Source organism: Mediterranea sp. ET5 (assembly GCF_023337025.1).
Lineage (GTDB): Bacteria > Bacteroidota > Bacteroidia > Bacteroidales > Bacteroidaceae > Phocaeicola_A.
Genome location: NZ_JAMBLN010000005.1, coordinates 48,102 through 68,464 on the forward strand (window position 1 = coordinate 48,102; position 20,363 = coordinate 68,464).

A 20,363-nucleotide genomic window follows, 5' to 3' on the forward strand; every position below is an offset into this window, starting at 1 on the left:
CTCGTTGAAGGTTTGCATCTGTCAACAAAAAGGATAATAACCTCCAGCAGCAGGAAGGTCCGCTTAATAAATATACTTATGAAGATGTGTGTTAGACATAACCTGTTGAAGTCCGTCCGTGAGAAAGGCAGGACAAGCCATGAAAACCGACAAAGGCCGACAAGCATTCCTTACAATAAGGGTGCGGAGCGTCCGGCTGTTGTCCCTGCTGTATGTACAGCACATAGCCTGGCAGGCATCTATTGGCACCTGGAAGGACATCAATCTCTCAATCAAACATTTACCCCCTCCCACGAGCATTTAGGCAACAATTACAATATCTCTCCGGCAGACAACGTTTCCGTTCGTCCGCCCCACCAGCTCTTTACCACTACCCACCTCACCGATGCAGCCGCTCTCCATCTGCTGCATCCATCTCGTTGCACCTTATTCGCTGGCCAGGCAATGTCTCGAAATATGACCATCTGCGCGGTCGCCACGAAAACGCATGAGGATGGTAAAATAACGAGTGCACGTCCGGCATCCCTTCCGTCGGAAAAAACACAAAGAGGTCGTCCCGAGAAGCAGAATCCTCCGCCGTGTGCGCAACCGGACAGGCAACGCATCGGAAGAGCCGCCGAGCAGGGAACGATTTATAATCCGATAACCATTTTAATCCTTTTTTCAGACACTACCGACTTACTTCCCGAGGGCAATCCATCTTGTCATTTTTACGCATGAGACCGGAGCGCCCCGTACACGTGAAATAAACCATGCAAGTATTAACTAACGAATGTTGAACTATGAAACAGAAGGATGTATTCGACAGCGGCTAGACAAACTCCCCAACCGCTGATGACTAGCAAACAATGTGAAAAAACAAACGTCTTAAACTAATGGAAATGAAAAATGTAGGAATACAAAAACGTTATCCTTGCCTGTTCCTGCTCCTGCTGTTCTGCTGCCTGGGAGCATTTGCCCAAAAGGGGCCGACGGTCAAAGGAATTATCTTCGACAGCAACGGGGAGACCATCATCGGCGCCTCAATTGTCGTGAAAGGCAATACATCAATCGGTACGATTTCCGACCTCGACGGCCAATTCTCGCTGAACGTACCGTCATCAAACTCCGTTCTGGTAGTGTCCTTCGTGGGCATGAAATCAAAAGAGGTGAAGGCTACCCCCAACACCTTGATGCGCATCACCCTGGAAGATGACGCCAAACAACTCGACGAAGTGGTCGTCGTGGGTTACGGCCAACAGAAAAAGGCTTCCGTGGTGGGGGCGATTACACAGACTACAGGAAAAGTACTGGAACGTGCAGCAGGTGTGTCAGACATCGGAGCAGCCCTGACCGGTAACCTCCCTGGCGTGGTGACCATGACAGGCAGCGGTATGCCGGGAGATGAAGAGCCGAAAATCACTATCCGCGGTGCCAGTTCCTGGAACGACAATGAAGCTCCACTGATTCTGGTCGACGGCATCGAACGTCCGATGAGTTCAGTAGATATCAACTCCGTGCAGTCCGTATCCGTCCTGAAAGACGCATCTGCGACAGCTGTCTATGGTGTGAAAGGTGCCAACGGTGTCATCCTCATCACCACCAAACGCGGCGCGGAAGGTAGTGCAAAAATCGACATCGGTTTTAATGCAACACTGAAATCGCCGTCCAAACTGCCTAATAAATATGATTCGTATGATGCACTCATGCTCCGCAACACAGCCATCGAGCACGAACTGGCTCTCCGTCCTGACTCCTGGGAATATGTGCGTCCGCAATCATTCATCGACAACTACCGCAACCAGACAACTCTAGAGCAACGCGAACGCTACCCGAACGTCGACTGGCAGAAGGCCCTGTTCAAGGACAACACCATGTCCTACCGTGCAAACATGAGCATCAGTGGCGGTACAAACTTTGTGAAATATTTTGCATCCGCCGAATATGTGAACGAAGGGGACCTCTTCAAAATCTATGATAATGGACGAGGCTATAATTCCGGCTACGGATACAACCGACTTAACGTGCGCAGTAACCTGGATTTCAACTTGACCAAGACGACAGTCCTCAAGGTCAATCTTGCCGGTTCTAACGGCATCCGCAAGGCGCCCTGGCAAAACACCGGGCAATCGGAATGGCAAATCGGCCAGCAGTGGTCGGGAGCCTATAACATTGCCCCCGATGTATTCCTCCCGCAATATTCCGATGGAAGTTGGGGTATGTACCCGCTGGTATCGAATACGACGAACTCTGCCGAAAACATCTCACTGGGTGGTACCATGCGACTCACCACAACCCGCATCAACACGGATTTCACACTGGAGCAGGACCTGAAATTCATCACTCCGGGTCTATCAGCCCGTGCCACCATCTCCTGGGACAATGAGTTTGTAGAAAACAACCGCGGTATCAACGACCTCTATAACGACGCACAACGCAAATGGATCGATCCGGACACTGGTCAGGCACGCTACGAACAATCCTACGACACCAACAATGGCTTTGACTGGCATCAGGGCGTCAACTGGAGCACGGCTCCAGGTGAGGTGGACAACCGGCAGACCGTTCGCAACCTCTATTACCAGGCACAACTGAACTGGGTACGCAGCTTTGGCAAACACAACCTGACTGCCATGGGACTCTTCAGCCGTCAAGAGAATGCACGGGGAAGCGTAATGCCTGCCTATCGTGAAGACTGGGCATTCCGCACAACCTACAACTGGGCAGACCGCTACTTCGTGGAATACAACGGTGCCTACAACGGTTCCGAGAAGTTCAGCCCGAAAAACCGTTTTGCCTTCTTCAACTCCGGCGCACTGGGATGGATGGTCAGCGAAGAGAGCTTCATGAACTACTTGCGCGAGAAGCACATCCTCGACATGCTGAAGATTCGTGTATCCTACGGCGAGATTGGTTCTGACCAGTTGGGTTTCGACCCCTTCGACTCCAACCGCCGTTGGCTGTACATGAGCCAATGGACTTACGGAGGGCAGACAACCATGGACCTCAACCATTCAACCCCGGGAAGTATCTATACCTGGTACAGGGAGGCCACCATCAGCAACGAGGACATCCATTGGGAAGTAGTACGCAAGCTGAACGTCGGCATTGACTATTCGTTCCTGGACGGTCTGCTTGCTGGTAACCTGGAATTCTTCCGAGACATCCGTTCCAACATTTTCGTCTTCGGTACGGACCGTTCCATCCCCTCCTATTTCGGAGGAACTCCCCCGACTGTCAACAAAGGAAAAATCCGCACCAGCGGTTATGAACTGGAGGTACGCCTCAACAAGACTTATGCCAACGGTCTCCATCTGTGGGGCAATTTCAGCATGACCCATGCTAAAAACACCGTATTGGTGAAAGATGACCAGGCACTGCGTCCTGCCTACCAGAAGGCGGCTGGACACGGTGTGGGACAATACAACTCTTACATCGACGACGGCTTCATCCAGACCTATGACCAGCTGTATGCTGCTCCGGCCCACGATGCCAACGACAGCCAACGCCTCGTGGGAGACCACTATATCGTAGACTTCAACGGTGACGGTGTAGTGGATAACAAAGACTCTGCTCCCTATGGTTATACCAACCAACCGGAAAATACTTACAACGCAACCATCGGCTTCGAATGGAAAGGCTTCAGTGCTTTTGCCCAGTTCTACGGAGTAACGAATGTGACCCGCGACGTGACCCTGACCAGCTTCGGCAGCAAGCTGAATACGGTATATGACAACGGCACCTGGTGGTCCAAGGATGCCCCAAATGCTGATGTGGTCGTTCCGCGCTGGAATTCTACACCCAACTACAACGAAGGTACTCAATTCCTGTATGACGGTTCATACATCCGTCTGAAGAATGTTGAGATTGCCTATACGTGGAACGGGGGATGGATTCACAAACTGGGGTTAAACAACCTGAAAATCTACCTCAATGGCAACAACCTCTGGTTGTGGACACGCATGCCTGACGACCGTGAAGCCAACCTCTCCGGTGCCGGTTATCTGGGCGCCTACCCCACGGTGAAGCGTTATAACCTCGGAATCAAATTCACTTTATAATATATGTACGCGATGAAACACTCTATATACAAGACGCTCTTCTGTGCAGGCTTGTTATCTGTGTCAGCAGGACTTCCCCTGACCTCCTGCGAAGACTACCTGGACAAAGCCCCGGAATCGACGGTGTCAGAAGACGACGCTTTCAAGAACTTCCGCAACTTCCAAGGTTTCATAGAAGAAATCTACAACTGTATTCCAGACAAAGAGAAGAACAATTACTGTACTTCCTGGAACTGGGGAGATGACGAACTGTTCAACTCCATGGGAGATGCACACATGACCCACCAAGCTGATCTTGGCAACTTCCGTGCCTGGCAGACCAACGGACAATGCTGGCTGTACCGTAACCCAAGCAATCCGGCATCGACCGATAAGTTCCAACACTCCCTCTGGCCTCACGCCTGGTATTGTATCCGTAAAGCCAACGTCGGCCTTGCCAACCTGGACAAAATGACCGGCACAGAAGAAGAGAAGAATCTCATAGCCGGACAACTCTATTTCTTCCGTGCCTGGTGGCACTTCCAAATCATGATGTATTGGGGTGGAATGCCCTACATCGACCAGGTGCTCGACGCAACGAAAGAGCTGACTCTGCCCCGCCTCAGCTATCAGGAGTGTGCAACTAAAGCAGGCGAAGACTTCCGACGGGCAGCAGACCTGCTCCCTGTCAATTGGGACAACGTGGCTCCGGGAAAAGCTACGGAGGGAAAGAACCAGCTCCGCATCAACAAAATCATGGCACTCGGCTATCTGGGCAAGAATTATCTGTGGGCTGGCAGTCCGCTCATGAAAAACGGAGCACAGTTGGGCGGAACCAAGACCTACGATTATGACACAGAGTTCTGCAAAAAGGCAGCCAATGCCTTTGGCGAACTGCTCTCTTTGGTTGAAAGTGGACAGACACAGTACGCTCTGGCTGAATACAACTACAAGAATATCTATAATCACGAGAAGGCAACATCAGCCAAAAGCTGTTTCACAGACATCTTCTACACCGTCCGTCAGAACTGGCTGATGCCGGGTTCCGTGGAAGCAATCTTCCGCGGACCATCCTCGGACTATAACGGCAGTAACTGGAATATGACAAAGCTGTGGGGGCCCAAAGTCGCAGGACTGGTCGCCCATGACAAAATCATCCACCTGCCGACAGCGAACCTGGTAGACATGTACGGAATGGCAAACGGACTTCCCATCGACGACCCAAACTCCGGTTTTGACAAACGTCATCCGTTCAAGAACCGTGATCCTCGCTTCTATCATGATATCGTGTTTGACGGTTTCCATTATGTGCTGGCAGAAGACAAACTGTCGGATGCCCAAAAGCCCTATGCTTACTGCAATCTCTCGACCGGTTCAGACATGCGCTCTGCCGACCTGGGCAGCCGTACCGGCTATTTCTTCCAAAAGCTCGTCCCCCACACCTGTAACGAAGGGGACAAGGAATATGACTGGGGAAGCAACCTGCACACTTACCTGCCCTACATGCGCCTCGCCGACATCTACCTGATGTATGCTGAAAGCTGTGCAGTACTGGGAGGTCCGTCCGCCAAAGCCGACAATTGCAAACTGACCGCTCTGGATGCCATCAACAAAATCCGCACCCGTTGCGGTGCCGAAGGTGTACAACCGGCATACTTGGCAGACAACCATAAGTTCATGGATGAAATACGTCGTGAACGCGCCGTCGAGCTGGCTATGGAAGGATTCCGCTTCAACGACCTGCAACGTTGGTTGCTGCTGACCGAATCGCCCTATACCGAAAAATATGCCGTGGAATTCGACCGCGTTGAAAATCCCGACTTCTATAAGACAAATGACCCGGCTGATGCAGAAGTGGCAAACTGGCACAAGCGTCTGCTTGTAAAACGTGTATTCGGGACGAAACATTACTGGTTCCCCTTGCCTGACAATGATGTCTACCTTTATGGAGATTACGGGCAGAACCCGGGCTGGTAATGGCAGAGACATCCCATCAACGTATGTTTAACGATAAATGAACAACTAATGAAATATATACAATCCAAATTCATTCTTTGCAGCATGCTGGTCACCGCACCTGCCCTGACCTATGCACAAACACCCGACGAAGAAGGAATCGATTCGTTGGCTCGCAAGGAAAGTCCGGAGGTACAAGTCGCCTTCCGTAAGATGGCACAAAAGGACCTCTTGGGAGGAGTTTCTGTGGTCAATGTCGAAGAACTGACCCAAAAGAACTACAACACCTACAGCCTGGACAACATGCAAGGTTACATCGGAGGTTGGAACGGTAATTCCCTGTGGGGAATGGACGGAGACCATGCCGGCTACCTGGTTCTGGTCGACGGGGTACCCCGCGAAGCCAACAATGTCATGCCTTCAGAGATTGCACAAATCACCTTCCTGAAAGGAGCACAAGCGGTAGTCCTCTATGGCAGTCGTGCTGCCAAGGGAGCAATACTCATCAGTACCAAACGCGGCCATGCGGGCGGTCTGAGAGTCAGCCTACGTGCCAATACCGGTTTCAACGTGGCTAAGGCCTTCCCCGAATATCTGGGTTCTGCTGAATACATGACCCTCTACAACGAGGCGTTGCTCAATGACGACCCGTCTGCCAAGCCCCTCTATTCAGCCGAGCAGATATACAACCACGGTTCCGGTATCAATCCATACCGCTATCCGAACATCAACTACTATTCTTCTGACTATGTGAAGAAGGCCTGCAACCGTTCGGAAGCGACAGCCGAAATTTCAGGCGGCGGACAGCGTGCCCGTTTCTACAGCAACGTCAGCTACTACCGTACAGGGGACCTGCTCAATTTCGGCGAAGCCAAGAACAACATGATCGACCGCTTCAATGTACGCGGCAATGTGGATGTGGACATCAACCGTTTCATCAGCACCCACATCAATGCCAACGCCACTTTTTACAATGCACAGAATGCCAAAGGTGATTATTGGAACGCCGCAGCTACGGCACGGCCGAACTTTCCACAAAACGCCTCCCCGCTCATTCCGGTAGCTCTTATCGACCCGAATGCGACAAGCGCGCTGGAACTGCTGAGCACAACATCCAATATCATTGACGGAAAATATTTCCTATCAGGCAGCCAGGCAAATCCGACAAACGTGTTTGCCGACAACTATGCAGCCGGCAGTAGCAAATGGACCAGCCGACAGTTCCAGTTCGATGCCGGACTCGACATCAATCTGGATAAGGTGCTGAAAGGACTTTCATTCAGCGCCCTGTTTGCAGTCGATTATGCGACGTCATACACAACGTCTTTCGACAACAAGTATGCGATATTCGTTCCCACCTGGGCCAACTACAACGGCAAGGATGTCATCGTAGCTCTCTCCAAGGAAGGCAACGACGAAAAGCCCGGCACACAAAACATCAGTGGAAGCAGTGACAAGCAGACCATTGCTTTCAGCGGGCAGTTCAACTACCGGAATACATTCGGCGGTGTACACAATGTTTCAGGCATGCTTATAGCCAATGGCTATCAGCAGACCATCTCACAGCAATACCACCGCATCAGTAATGCCAACCTTGCCCTGCAACTGGGTTACAACTACCGTCAGCGCTACTATGCAGACTTCGATGCGGCCTTGGTCCACTCTGCCAAACTTGCAGAAGGACACCGCAATGCCCTATCGCCTTCATTGACCTTAGGCTGGCGGTTGAGTGAAGAAGGATTCCTGAAAGATTCTCCTGTCATTGATGACTTGATGCTCAGCGTATCGGGAAGTATCCTGAACCAGGACATTGACCTGGCTGTCGGAGACAACGAGTTTTACCTCTACAAAGCTGTATGGACCCAAAACGACGGTTATGCCTGGTATGATGGTCCTGCGGGTAAATACACCATCTCAACCCGCGGAGAGAATGACGGCCTGTCTTTCATCCAACGGAAGGAGTTCTCTGCCAACCTGAGAGCTTCCCTTTGGCAAAAACTGGTCACCGTAGACGCCTCTTTCTTTATCAACTCGATGGAAGGTTACCTGATCGACCAGCCGACGTTCTATCCATCGCACCTGAGCACCGGTTATCCTGACGCCTCGTTCATGGCGGTACAGAACTTCAACAACAACCGTCGCATCGGCTTTGACTTCAGCATCAATGCCAACAAGCGGTTTGGCGAGGTTGACTTATCTTTGGGTGTATCCGGTACATACTACGACACCAAGATTACCAAGCGCGATGAGATTTACGACAATGCATACCGTTATCGTCAAGGCAAACCCATCGACGGTATCTGGGGACTCCAAAGCGACGGTCTCTTCCGCAATGAAGAAGAAATTGCCGCTTCTCCGGAACAGAAGTTGGGCAGCACAGTACGTCCGGGAGATATCAAATACGTAGATCAGAACGGTGACAACGTAATTGACGACAAAGATGAAATCTACCTGGGTAAAGGAGGATGGTACGGTTCACCTTTTACATTGGGCATCAACCTCACCGCCAAGTGGAAGGACTTCACATTCTTTGCACTGGGAACCGGTGGATTCGGAGGATATGGTATCAAGAACAGCTCCTACTATTGGGTAGACGGTGACGACAAATATTCTGCCATTGTCCGTGGACGCTGGACTGAGGCTACAGCTAAAACTGCCACATATCCTCGTTTGTCTGCCAAGAGTGCCAGCAACAACTTCCGTACGTCTGACTACTGGCTCTACAAGACCGACCGCTTTGATTTGGCAAAAGTACAGATTACGTATGACCTGCCTCAGAGCATCCTGCACAATACATTCATCCGCAACCTGTCCGCCTATGTCAGCGGCGCCAACTTGCTCACGTTCTCCAAAGAGCGCAAACACATGGAAATGAATGTAGGCAGTGCTCCTCAAACCAGATTCTACAATATCGGCGTCAAAGCTGTATTCTAACTTAAAACCGGAACAAATGAAACTAAAGTATATTTTATTGACCACCGCCCTGATGGCTTCCCTTTCCGCCTGCGACGACATGTTTGAACCGGCGCAGGAAAACAATCGCGGTGTGGAAGAAATGCTCACCGACCCCAACTACGCCGTAGGCCTGTTGGGCTATGGATACGCCATGTTGCCGTATGAAAATGCGAGTGTAAGCGATGTGGCAACCGATGATGCTGTGACCAACGACAAAGAGAGTGCCTACTCCAAAATGGCACTCGGTGCATGGGCTGCCAATAACAACCCGATGGAACAATGGCAAGCACGCAAAGCTACCATCCAATATCTGAATACTTTCCTCAGCATCGTCAAGAATGTCAATTGGGCAGCCAATGAAGTTACCAACGCTATGTTTATCGACAAACTGAGTGGAGAGGCTTACGGACTGCGCGCCCTGAACTATTATTACCTACTGATGGCACATGCCGGACGTACGGAGAACGGAGAATTGCTGGGCGTTCCATTGCTACTTGAACCCGAAAACAACTCTTCGAACTTCAATCAACCACGCGCACCGTTCGAACAGTGCGTCAAACAGATTTTCGAAGACTTGGACAGAGCAATCGAGCTGTTGCCTACAGACTACGAGAACATCAACAGCGACAGTGATGTACCTGCCAAATATCAGAATATGGGCGCCAAGCTGGGCAACTACAATCTGGTATTCGGAACCTACCAACGTGGACGGTTGACGGCTAAAATTGCAGAAGCCATCAAAGCACAAGTCGCATTGTTGGCAGCCAGTCCCGCTTACCGAGACGCTTCGGGCGTGACTTCCGAAACAGCAGCAAACTATGCAGCAGCCGTCTTGAAACGTATCGGTGGCATTTCAGGGCTTGACCCGAAAGGAAATACCTGGTACATGAACACCGATGAACTGGACAACCTGGGGTCGGGTGAAGTGACAGCGGAAATCCTCTGGCGCGGAAACATCAGCCAAGGTACCGAAGATTGGGATATCGGTATCACACAAGAAAAGAATAACTTCCCACCTACGCTGTACGGCTCAGGGCGTATCAATCCGACACAGAACCTCGTGGATGCATTCCCTATGGCTAACGGATACCCTATCACCGACAAATCGAACAGCGGATACAATGCCAACAATCCCTATGAGAATAGAGATCCACGTCTGAGTAAGTATATCATCTACAACGGTGCCAAGTTCAAAGACAAGACCATCATCACCGGACTCTATGCAGATGCAGACAACAAGCAAGACAACGGTTTGAACCAGTTGAACACTTCCACCCGGACCGGCTACTACCTGCGCAAACTTTTACGTGAAGACTGTAACCCGAACCCCAGTTCACTCAACGCGAAAAAGCATATCCCCGTACGTATCCGATATACGGAGATATTCCTCGCCTATGCTGAAGCAGCAAATGATGCTTGGGGACCGACCGGACAAGGAAGCAACGGATTCAGTGCGTACGATGTCATCAAGAAAATCCGTACTCGTGCCGGAGTGGGAACAGACAACGGAGATGCCTATCTGGAAAGCGTCAAAGGAGATAAAGAGAAAATGGCACAGCTCATCCGCAACGAACGCCGCATCGAACTTTGCTTTGAGAATAAACGTTTCTGGGATATCCGTCGTTGGAAGATGCCTCTGACCGAAGAAGCCAAAGGCATGCAAATCGAAAAAAACGGGAATGCACTGACTTATAAAGTTATCAATGTAGAAGCCCGTAACTACAAGGATTATATGTACTACGGTCCTATCCCCTACAACGAGAAGTTAAAATGGAGTGAACTGAAACAGAACCAAGGATGGTAATCCTACTAAAACCAATTACAAATTGATTATGAATAAACTATTAACTGCTATAGCGTTGGGAAGCGTACTGACAGCTTTCTCCGCTTGCGAGAATGCAGACAACTCGTTTCCCGACTACGAAGGAGGCACCTCTGTCTACTTCGCTTACCAATATCCCGTACGTACGATTGTATTGGGGAATGATGAGGTCGTCAACAATTCACTTGACCGCGAGCATAAATGTGAGATCTATTCCACCATGGGAGGTTCCTATGGAGGAAGAAACATCACCATCGACATTGCGGTAGACAACTCTCTTTGCGACAACCTGTTTTTCGAAAATGATTCACCGGTGCTCCCCATGCCTTCCAACTATTACAAGCTCGCCGGGAACAAAATTGATTATAAAGGTCAGCACTGGGGATGCGTAGAAGTGCAACTGACTGATGCCTTCTTTGCCGACGAAAAAGCCTTGGAGAACAATTATGTCATTCCCATTGTCATGAAAAGCCAAACCGGAGCAGACCGCATACTCACCGGCAAACCGTTAGTGGAGGGTGAAAGTCCCGTACGTACCAATTCTATTTATTGGGATGTACTCCCGATGGACTATGTACTCTACTGCGTGAAATATATCAATCCTTGGCATGCCTCCTATCTCCGCCGGGGAACAGACAACATCACGGAAAGCGGCAAGACTTCAACCATAAAACGTCATGGAGCCACCGTTGAAAAAGACGAAATCTGCAATGTCACCACACGTTCTCTGAAGACTTGCCATTTCCCTGTGAGCACCAAGCTCGCCGACGGAAGCAGCATAACCTGCAATCTGTTGCTTACGTTCGATGAAGAGAACAGATGCAGCATCACTTCTGACACGGAAGGCATCACTGCCAGCGGCAAAGGCCACTTCGAGCCTAAAGGTGAAAAGAAAGCCTGGGGAAACAAAGACCGTGATGCCCTCTATTTGGATTACACCATCAACTATGGCATCAAACAAGTTGCAACAAAAGACACCCTTGTCCTACAGACAAGAGGTACCAACAAGATGGAACTGTTCACCCCTAAGTACATCGCTAAATAATTATTGAAGGACAGACTATGAATAACAAGATTTCAACATACATCGGCCTGGCATTGCTCACGGCATTCGCCTCATGCGCCGACGATAAGTTTGCCGACTTCCAGACGGAAAAGCCGGAAAGTCTGACGCAATATGAATATCTGAATGCGTATGACAATTTGAAAAGCTACATAGACCGCAGTGCACATCCCGGTTTCAAACTGGGAGCAGGAGTCTCCGCCGATGACTTTCTGAAGGGAGAACTGGTACGCAGCATGGTTATCAGCAACTTCGACGAAATCACGGCAGGAAATGCCATGAAATATGCCTCCTGTGTGTCGGACAACGGCATTATGGACTTTTCTAAAGTCAGCAAGTTTGTAGAAGCTGCCAAGGCTGCCGGTGTGACCATCTACGGTCACACCCTTTGCTGGCACTCACAGCAGAACAACAAATACCTGAACAGCCTCATAGCCAACAAGCCTATTCCAGTAGACCCCACCGGCGGAAATAAAGCTCTTCACATCCACGCCGGAGATCCAAAAACAAATGCTTGGGACTATGAAATCTACTATGACCTCGACCAGACATTGGAACCAGGAAAGTCTTATACACTGACCATTAAGGCCAAAGGTTCCAATCCGGGTACCATATCATTTTGGCCAGGTCTGAAAGACGGCAATAATCCCCACTATGGGTTCTCAGGCATCACAGCCGGCGAAGACTTGACGGATAATACCATTAACTTCACTCCCGAAAAAACAATTGACCGTCTGCGCTTCTGTTTTGGCAAGCTGGGAGGAGATCTGTATTTTGATGATGTCACACTGAAAGAGGCCGGTAGTGACAAGAATCTGATTGTCAATTCCTCATTTGACAAGCAAGACATCAATCGCTGGACTAAAGTGGGCTGGATAGACATCTCGTATGAAATCGAAACTTTGGGCAACTCCGGTACAACCACTTGGTATGAAGACATGCTCACCAACGGCAATGCAGAAGGTAGTGAAGCAGGTAGTTTCTTCGCGACCGAACAAGGCATTGGCGGTCCCCACGACGCAACCATCGGTGCAGCCGGAACGGGTGCTGACGGCAAGGGACATGCCTATGTCGTGAAAGCCGGCAATAATCCTTCAGATAACTGGAGCACACAATTCTTTATCAAGGCCAACCGCGTTTTACATGAAGGTGACGCTTGCAAACTCAAGTTCAAATACCGTGCCGACAAAGCAGCTGGTTCTGAATCTCAAGCTCACGAAGCACCCGGTTCTTACGTACACTATGACATGGGGGTTAGCGTGAACTTTACTACACAATGGCAGACTTTTGAAAAAGAGTTTATCATCACCAAGGAACAGGCAGGGACAGCAGACAACAAACAGATGCAGACCATCGCCTGGAACCTCGCCGTGCTGAAAGAAGCCAATACGTACTATTTCGATGACATCGAGTTCAGCATTCAACAGAAGGCAGAGGGAATCCCTTTAACCCCAGAAGAGAAAAAAGAAGTGCTTACCAACGAGATGGAACGCTGGATAAAAGGCATGATGGAAGCTTGTGACGGATACGTCACTGCATGGGATGTGGTGAATGAACCGATATCCGGCGGAGGAGACGACGGCAAAGGCAACTATGCTCTCCAGTCCGCGACAAATCCGGATGACAATGGAGTGAAAGGCACTAACTTCTACTGGCAGGATTTCTTGGGCGACGACTATGTCCGCATACCCATCAAATTTGCCCGTCAATATTTTGCCGAGCACGGTGGCAACCCCTCCGACCTCAAACTCTTCATCAACGACTACAACCTGGAATCCTGGTGGGACGACAACAAGAAAGCGAAGAGCCTCATCAACTGGATCAAACGGTGGGAATCGGACGGAGTGACCAAGATTGACGGCATCGGTACGCAGATGCACGTGAGCTACATCCTCGACGAGGCTGACCAGAAACGGCAGGAGGCTTCCATCGTGAAGATGTTCGAACTGCTCGCCGCTTCGGGCAAACTCGTCAAAATCTCCGAGCTGGATATGGGCATCACCAAAAAGGCTTTCGGAGAGGCCATCAAGACAGAGGACGTCACCTATGAACAACAGCTGAAAATGGCGGAATTCTACCGCTTCATCATCGAGAAGTATTTCGAAATCATCCCGGTGGCACAGCAGTACGGCATCACTCAGTGGTGCACCACCGACAGTCCCGAGAGCTCTTCCTGGAGAGGCGGACAGCCCGTCGGACTCTGGACACTCGGCAACAGCCGCAAACCGACCTACGGAGGGTTCGCCAACGGACTTGCCGGACGGGAGGTGGTCGTGCCTTACGCTGCCCCATCGGCTGAAGAAGAATAAGCATACGAGGACCTAACCGGATCATCGTCCATCCAAGACGCCCGGTCAGGACATCCACCCGAATGGCACTGCACATTGCAGCCTGCAAACCGGAAGGATGCCTGACCGGGCGTCTGACTTTTCCTTGCGGCCCGTCCGCTACCACCTTACGAAAGTTGAGTGCATGATTAAACCTCCTGTACTCCCGAAAGTCTGATTTAAGATACCTGACTAATGTTCCGCATACGCTCTCCGTATCAGTCGGCAAGAACCAACTCCTACCCGGGCTGGCGGAAAAATAGAACGCCTAAAAAATCCATCTATGAAAACGAATGAAAGGAAAGCCAGACATTTGCTGCTATGCAGCGCACTGCTCCTGACGGCCTGCGCCACCTCGGTACAGGATGCTCAACCGACGTACCGGATTGACTGCAACGTGGCACGACGCAGCGTGGCAGAAGTAAACGAAGTGAAATTCACACCGTGGGAAATCGACGGTGAAAAAACCGACACCCTGCAACTCTCCGGAGGTGTGCAGATCGTCATGGCGGTGAAAGGCGATGACGAGGCTACGCTGCACTCCGGCTACTACAAGGCAGGCGTACAGAACCCGCTGGCAAAGCTCATCAGCGACGGTGTCTATGTGGAAAACGGCGATGAGCTGGAGTTGCGCATCACCGGACTGCCCCAAGGGGAACATGTCGTACAGACCTATCACAACAACTTCTCGGCAACTGAAGGAACCACCGTCCCGGCATTCGACGTCTATGCCGGCGACCAGCTCGTCCACGAAAACCAGTCATGTCCCTGCCGGGTGCTGACGCGGGAAGACGGACTGGTACTGAAGACCGTGGTCAACGTGGAGCAGGACGGACAGGAAGTCGTGCTCCGCTTCAAAGCGCGGGAGACTGAAGCCGAACAGCGTGCCGTCTACCTCAACGGTGTGGAGATTGACACGCCCGACATCCTCCGTCAGGCTCAAAAGCCCGCACCTGCCGACAACGACATGCACGCTGATGCCGACAACGGACTGACGCTGCAATGGACACCGGGCAAAGAAGCCGTGAAGCACCATGTCTATGTAGGCACCGACTCCCTCGCCGTGGCACAGGCATCAACCGGCGACCGGACCATCTATAAAGGAGTACAGGAACAGACCGGTTACGCCCTGAGCGACCTCTACAACCTGGACCGCTATTACTGGCGCATTGACGAAGAAGATGCTTCCGGCAACCTGACACGGGGTAATGTCTGGAGTTTCCGCCCGCGCCACCTCGCCTTTGAGGGAGCTGAGGGTTACGGACGGTTTGCCATCGGCGGACGCGGCGGCAAGGTGGTCCATGTGACCAACCTCAACGACGACGGTCCCGGCAGCTTCCGCGAAGCCATCACCAACGATATCGGTCCGCGCACCATCGTGTTCGATGTCTCGGGTGTCATCACGCTGAAGTCGCGCCTCACCTGCTCCTCACGCTATGTGACCATCGCCGGACAGACTGCTCCGGGCAAAGGCATCTGCATCAAGGGCGCACCCTTCGGAGTGGGTCCTGACGGCATCTGCCGCTTCATCCGTGTCCGTCTGGGTGGAGGAAAGACCTTCGACGGCATCGGTATGGCAGGAGCCGACCACAGCATCACCGACCACTGCTCCATCAGCTGGACCATCGACGAGGCATTCAGCTCACGCAGCGCGAAGAACATCACCCTGCAACACACCCTCATCTCCGAAGCACTCAACGTCGCCGGACACAAGAACTACAAAAAAGGCAAGGGACACGGCTATGCAGCCACCATCGGCGGCAACATCGGCTCCTTCCACCACAACCTCCTCGCCCACTGTGCAGGACGCAACTGGAGCATGGGCGGCGGACTCGACGGCAACGGGTTCTATGCCGGAGCACTCGACATCTTCAACAACGTGGTCTACAACTGGGCGGGACGTGCCACTGACGGCGGCGCCCATGAAGTGAACTTCGTGAACAACTTCTACAAGATGGGACCGTCGACCACTCAGAAGTTCATCCTCCGCGCACAGCTCGAAGGCGTCGGCAAGGGTTCCCAAAGCTATTACTGCGAAGGCAACGTCCGTCAGGACACCGACGGCAAGCTGGTGACCGACAACGAACAACTCCGCCGCTACGAACTTTCGAACGGACAGGTGCTCGACTGGGAAGTGTGGGTAGACAAACCCTTCTTCCCCTCGTATGCCGAAGTGGAAAGTGCACAGGATGCCTACAAGTCGACACTCTCCGACGTGGGCTGCAACATGCCGCTCTTCGACGAACACGACCAACGCATCGTGCGTGAAACCCTCGAAGGGTCCTATACCTACACCGGTAGCGTCGGCAAGACAAAAGGCATCATCGACAACGAACAGGATGCCGGCGGCTATGAGGAATATCCTGAGGAGAAACGGGCTGCCGACTTCGACACTGACGGTGACGGACTGCCCGACTGGTGGGAGGAGATGCACGGGACGAACCCGAAGTCTGCTGCCGGTGACTTCAGCGACTCGAACGCCGACCCCGACAAGGACGGTTATACCAACCTGGAGGAATACCTCGACTGGATGTCGGTGCCTCACTACTACGCCGACAACAACGAAGAAATCACCATCGATGCAGCCCCGTTGTTTGCAGGCTTTGAACAGCCGACATTCGCTGTCGAAGGCGACAAGACCGTCGTCATCGAAGGCAGCCGTCTGACGATGGAAAGCACCGGACTGGCAGAAGGTATCTTCTACTACAACGTGACGGCAACCGACGCCTCGGGCAGCAGCATGACCCGTCGCGTGGGTGTCTGCGTCCGTAAGTGAACGCCGGACAGTTGAGAAGTGTCTTTAGTTGACCGGGAGGACAAGAAAACAAGAGATAAGTGTGATATTCTCAATTATTCTCCGTACTTTCGTGAGTCAGCGGACAAGGAACAAGTAGACGGGTGGACCATCCTCCCCCGTCGGCTTGTTTCCTGTCCACCCGTCAACTAAAACAACACTTACATCATGAAAATCTACTCAATTCTAGCCGGACTGGCACTCGCAGCCACAGCTCTGGTCCTCCATGCACAAGACAACACCGTGACGGTACAGACCCGCCAGGTGGGTGCAGCCATCCAACCGACCATGTACGGCATCTTCTTTGAAGACATCAACTTCGGAGCAGACGGTGGTCTGTATGCCGAACTGGTCAAGAACCGCTCGTTCGAATTTACCCCCGACCACTACATGGGCTGGAAGATGTTCGGCAATGTCACCTTGCGCGACGACGGCCCCTTTGAACGGAATCCGCACTATGTCCGCCTTGCCTGGGCAGGACACAACGACATGTGGACCGGCATCCAGAATGAAGGCTTCTTCGGCATCGGGCTGAAGGCAGGCGACGACTACCGCTTCTCGGTGTGGGCACGTGTCCCCGACGGCAAGCCTGTGACGCTCCTGGTGCAGTTCATCGACCAGAACACGATGGAGAACCGGCAGGCATTCGTCAGCCAAGACCTCACCATCGACTCCCGCGAGTGGAAGAAGTACACCCTCGTGATGCGTTCTCCACGGACCATCGAAAAAGCCAACCTGCGCATCTTCCTCTCCAACCCGGAACACCGTTCGGGCACAGGTACCGTCGACCTGGAGCATGTCTCGCTCTTCCCGACAGATACCTGGATGGGGCATGAGAACGGCATGCGCAAGGACCTCGCACAGGCACTCTTCGACCTGCATCCCGGTGTCTTCCGTTTCCCCGGAGGGTGCATCGTCGAAGGCAGCAACCTCGCCACACGCTACCAGTGGAAGAACACCGTGGGACCGGTAGAGAACCGTCCGCTGAACAAGAACCGCTGGGAGTCGACCTTCACCGACCGCTACTATCCCGACTATTTCCAAAGCTACGGACTGGGCTTCTATGAATACTTCCTCCTGAGCGAAGAGCTGGGTGCCGCTCCCCTGCCCGTGCTCAACGTAGGCATGGCCTGCCAATACCAGAACTGGAACAAGGAGGAGGCACATGCCGAATGTTCTGCCGAAGGGTTGCAACCCTACATCGACGATGCACTCGACCTCATCGAGTTTGCCAACGGTCCTGTTGACAGCGAGTGGGGCAAGGTGCGTGCCGAGATGGGACACCCGGCTCCGTTCGGACTGAAGTACATTGCCATCGGCAACGAGCAGTGGGGCGAGTTCTACTTCGAGCGTCTGAAGTTCTTCATCGACGCCATCCGCAAGGCACACCCCGAAATCAGCATCATCGGCACATCGGGTCCCGATTCCGAGGGCGAGATGTTCGAACTGGGCTGGAAGGCGATGCGTGAGCAGAAAGCCGACTTGGTCGACGAACACTTCTACCGCCCCGTCGACTGGTTCAAGAACAGCATGGACCGTTATGACAACTATGACCGCCGCGGCCCGAAGGTGTTTGCCGGCGAGTATGCCTGCCATGACCACGGACGCAACATGAAATGGAACCATGCCGGGGCATCGCTCTACGAGGCAGCCTTCATGACTACACTGGAACGCAACGCCGACGTCGTGTACATGGCAACCTACGCTCCCCTGTTCGCACATGTCGAAGGCTGGCAGTGGCGTCCCGACCTCATCTGGTTCGACAACCTGCGCTGCGTGAAGTCCGTGAGCTACTATGTGCAGCAGATGTACGCCCGCAACTGTGGCACGAATGTCATCCCTGCTACCCTCTCCACACCGACGCCCAAAGGGGAAGATGGCCTGTTCACCAGTGCCGTGGTCGACAAGCAGACGGGTGAATACATCGTCAAGGTCATCAACACGACCGATAGCCCGAAGGACATCGTGCTCCGCTTCGAGGGCATGAAGCGCCTCCATTCAGTCGGTACCCTGACGCTCGATTGCCGTTCCTATGAGCAGGACAACACACTTGATGCACCGACCAGCATCGTCCCCCAAGAGGGCAGCCTCATCCCGACGGACAATACTGTCCGCACAGTCATCGCCGCCAAAAGCTTTGTGGTTTATCGGGTGAAGTAAGGTGAATGTCCGGTTCCGGATTAACTGAAAAAACAATAGCGACTGCTACTATTGGAATTTATAGTGACAGTCGCTATTGCTATATATGACGGTGCAGGACCATCCTGAGATATCATTTATCTGTTCCGGTACATCTCATCATAATACTTTTGGTAGTCACCACTGGTCACATTGTCCATCCAGTCCTGATGCTCCAGGTACCAACGGACCGTCTTTTCTATCCCCTCTTCGAATTGCAGGCTTGGTTCCCAGCCAAGCTCGCGCTGAAGCTTCCGGGAGTCAATGGCATAGCGCATGTCATGCCCCTTACGGTCAGTCACGTAGGTTATCAGGTCCATATCCTCGCCTTCCTTGCGACCCAAGAGGCGGTCAACCGTCCTGATGACAACCTTGATAATATCGATGTTCTTCCATTCGTTAAAACCACCGATATTATAAGTATCCGCGATTCGACCTTTGTGGAAAATGAGGTCGATGGACCTTGCATGGTCTTCCACGTAAAGCCAATCTCTGACGTTCTCGCCTTTTCCATAGACAGGCAACGGCTTCTTGTGTCGGATGTTGTTGATGAATAGAGGTATCAGCTTCTCGGGGAACTGGTAAGGTCCGTAGTTATTCGAACAGTTGGTCACGATGGTCGGCATCCCGTAGGTGTCATGGAAAGCCCTTACAAAATGGTCCGAACTGGCCTTTGAAGCCGAATAAGGTGAATGCGGATTGTACTTCGTTTCTTCGAGGAAGAATTCCGTGCCATAGGCATGGTGATGCTCCGAACTGGCCTTTGTCGTAAACGGAGACTCAACCCCTTCGGGATGGGTCAGCTCCAGCGCCCCATACACCTCATCGGTAGAAATGTGGTAAAAGCGTTTGCCCTCATAACCTTCGGGCTTACTCTCCCAATATTCCTTTGCAGCCTGTAGCAATGTCAATGTACCCATCACGTTTGTATGAGCGAACGTGAACGGGTCCTTTATCGAGCGGTCCACATGGCTCTCAGCAGCAAGATGGATGATTCCGTCGATATCATATTCCGCCATCAGCCCCTTTATCGTCTCATAGTCACAGATATCAGCCTTGACAAACACATAATTCTCCCGGTCCTCGATGTCTTTCAGGTTTGCGAGGTTGCCGGCATAGGTCAGCTTGTCCAGGTTTATGATTCTATAATCCGGATACTTGTTCACGAACAGGCGTACCACATGGGAACCAATAAAACCTGCTCCCCCCGTTATCATAATGTTGCGTTTGAAATTCATATCACTCTTGT

The 20,363-nt window shown here is 52.0% G+C and carries 10 protein-coding genes; 9 read left to right on the forward strand and 1 reads right to left on the reverse strand.

Going from position 1 to position 20,363, the window contains the following annotated elements; translation table 11 throughout:
* Window positions 1-78 precede the first annotated feature (78 nt).
* From M3087_RS04685 to M3087_RS04725, 9 genes are all read left to right on the forward strand, one after another.
* Window positions 79-720, forward strand: a complete 642-nt coding sequence (locus M3087_RS04685) for a hypothetical protein (RefSeq protein ID WP_249094058.1) — start codon at window positions 79-81, stop codon at window positions 718-720.
* A 155-nt stretch (window positions 721-875) separates the two neighbouring features.
* Complete coding sequence (locus M3087_RS04690) at window positions 876-4,040, forward strand: SusC/RagA family TonB-linked outer membrane protein (protein WP_249094060.1); 3,165 nt, start codon at window positions 876-878, stop codon at window positions 4,038-4,040.
* Between the two features lie 12 nt (window positions 4,041-4,052).
* Window positions 4,053-5,996 carry a RagB/SusD family nutrient uptake outer membrane protein gene (locus M3087_RS04695; protein WP_106483697.1) on the forward strand — a complete coding sequence of 648 codons (1,944 nt, stop codon included), beginning with the start codon at window positions 4,053-4,055 and terminating at the stop codon, window positions 5,994-5,996.
* Window positions 5,997-6,044: 48 nt separating this feature from the next.
* Window positions 6,045-8,909, forward strand: coding sequence for a SusC/RagA family TonB-linked outer membrane protein (locus M3087_RS04700; protein WP_249094062.1), 2,865 nt, complete (start codon window positions 6,045-6,047; stop codon window positions 8,907-8,909).
* A 16-nt stretch (window positions 8,910-8,925) separates the two neighbouring features.
* The gene (locus M3087_RS04705; RefSeq protein WP_249094063.1) at window positions 8,926-10,734 is read left to right on the forward strand and encodes a RagB/SusD family nutrient uptake outer membrane protein; all 1,809 of its coding nucleotides are present in this window, start codon (window positions 8,926-8,928) and stop codon (window positions 10,732-10,734) included.
* A 28-nt stretch (window positions 10,735-10,762) separates the two neighbouring features.
* The gene (locus tag M3087_RS04710; RefSeq protein ID WP_249094065.1) at window positions 10,763-11,797 is read left to right on the forward strand and encodes a DUF5627 domain-containing protein; all 1,035 of its coding nucleotides are present in this window, start codon (window positions 10,763-10,765) and stop codon (window positions 11,795-11,797) included.
* Between the two features lie 17 nt (window positions 11,798-11,814).
* The gene (locus M3087_RS04715; RefSeq protein ID WP_249094067.1) at window positions 11,815-14,124 is read left to right on the forward strand and encodes an endo-1,4-beta-xylanase; all 2,310 of its coding nucleotides are present in this window, start codon (window positions 11,815-11,817) and stop codon (window positions 14,122-14,124) included.
* Between the two features lie 301 nt (window positions 14,125-14,425).
* Window positions 14,426-16,918 (forward strand): thrombospondin type 3 repeat-containing protein, encoded by a 2,493-nt coding sequence (locus M3087_RS04720; protein ID WP_249094068.1) that lies wholly within the window; start codon window positions 14,426-14,428, stop codon window positions 16,916-16,918.
* A 186-nt stretch (window positions 16,919-17,104) separates the two neighbouring features.
* Window positions 17,105-19,096, forward strand: a complete 1,992-nt coding sequence (locus M3087_RS04725; protein WP_249094069.1) for an alpha-L-arabinofuranosidase C-terminal domain-containing protein — start codon at window positions 17,105-17,107, stop codon at window positions 19,094-19,096.
* Between the two features lie 116 nt (window positions 19,097-19,212).
* On the opposite strand, the gene M3087_RS04730 is transcribed toward M3087_RS04725, so the two are convergent.
* Window positions 19,213-20,352 carry a dTDP-glucose 4,6-dehydratase gene (locus M3087_RS04730; protein ID WP_249094070.1) on the reverse strand — a complete coding sequence of 380 codons (1,140 nt, stop codon included), beginning with the start codon at window positions 20,350-20,352 and terminating at the stop codon, window positions 19,213-19,215.
* Window positions 20,353-20,363: the final 11 nt, after the last annotated feature.

Bases quoted from the DNA above. Each gene is read 5' to 3' on its own strand.
- M3087_RS04710 (WP_249094065.1), top strand. From the start codon at position 10,763: ATGAATAAACTATTAACTGCTATAGCGTTGGGAAGCGTACTGACAGCT.
- M3087_RS04685 (WP_249094058.1), top strand. From the start codon at position 79: ATGAAGATGTGTGTTAGACATAACCTGTTGAAGTCCGTCCGTGAGAAA.
- M3087_RS04725 (WP_249094069.1), top strand. From the start codon at position 17,105: ATGAAAATCTACTCAATTCTAGCCGGACTGGCACTCGCAGCCACAGCT.
- M3087_RS04700 (WP_249094062.1), top strand. From the start codon at position 6,045: ATGAAATATATACAATCCAAATTCATTCTTTGCAGCATGCTGGTCACC.
- M3087_RS04690 (WP_249094060.1), top strand. From the start codon at position 876: ATGGAAATGAAAAATGTAGGAATACAAAAACGTTATCCTTGCCTGTTC.
- M3087_RS04730 (WP_249094070.1), bottom strand. From the start codon at position 20,352: ATGAATTTCAAACGCAACATTATGATAACGGGGGGAGCAGGTTTTATT.
- M3087_RS04715 (WP_249094067.1), top strand. From the start codon at position 11,815: ATGAATAACAAGATTTCAACATACATCGGCCTGGCATTGCTCACGGCA.
- M3087_RS04705 (WP_249094063.1), top strand. From the start codon at position 8,926: ATGAAACTAAAGTATATTTTATTGACCACCGCCCTGATGGCTTCCCTT.
- M3087_RS04695 (WP_106483697.1), top strand. From the start codon at position 4,053: ATGAAACACTCTATATACAAGACGCTCTTCTGTGCAGGCTTGTTATCT.
- M3087_RS04720 (WP_249094068.1), top strand. From the start codon at position 14,426: ATGAAAACGAATGAAAGGAAAGCCAGACATTTGCTGCTATGCAGCGCA.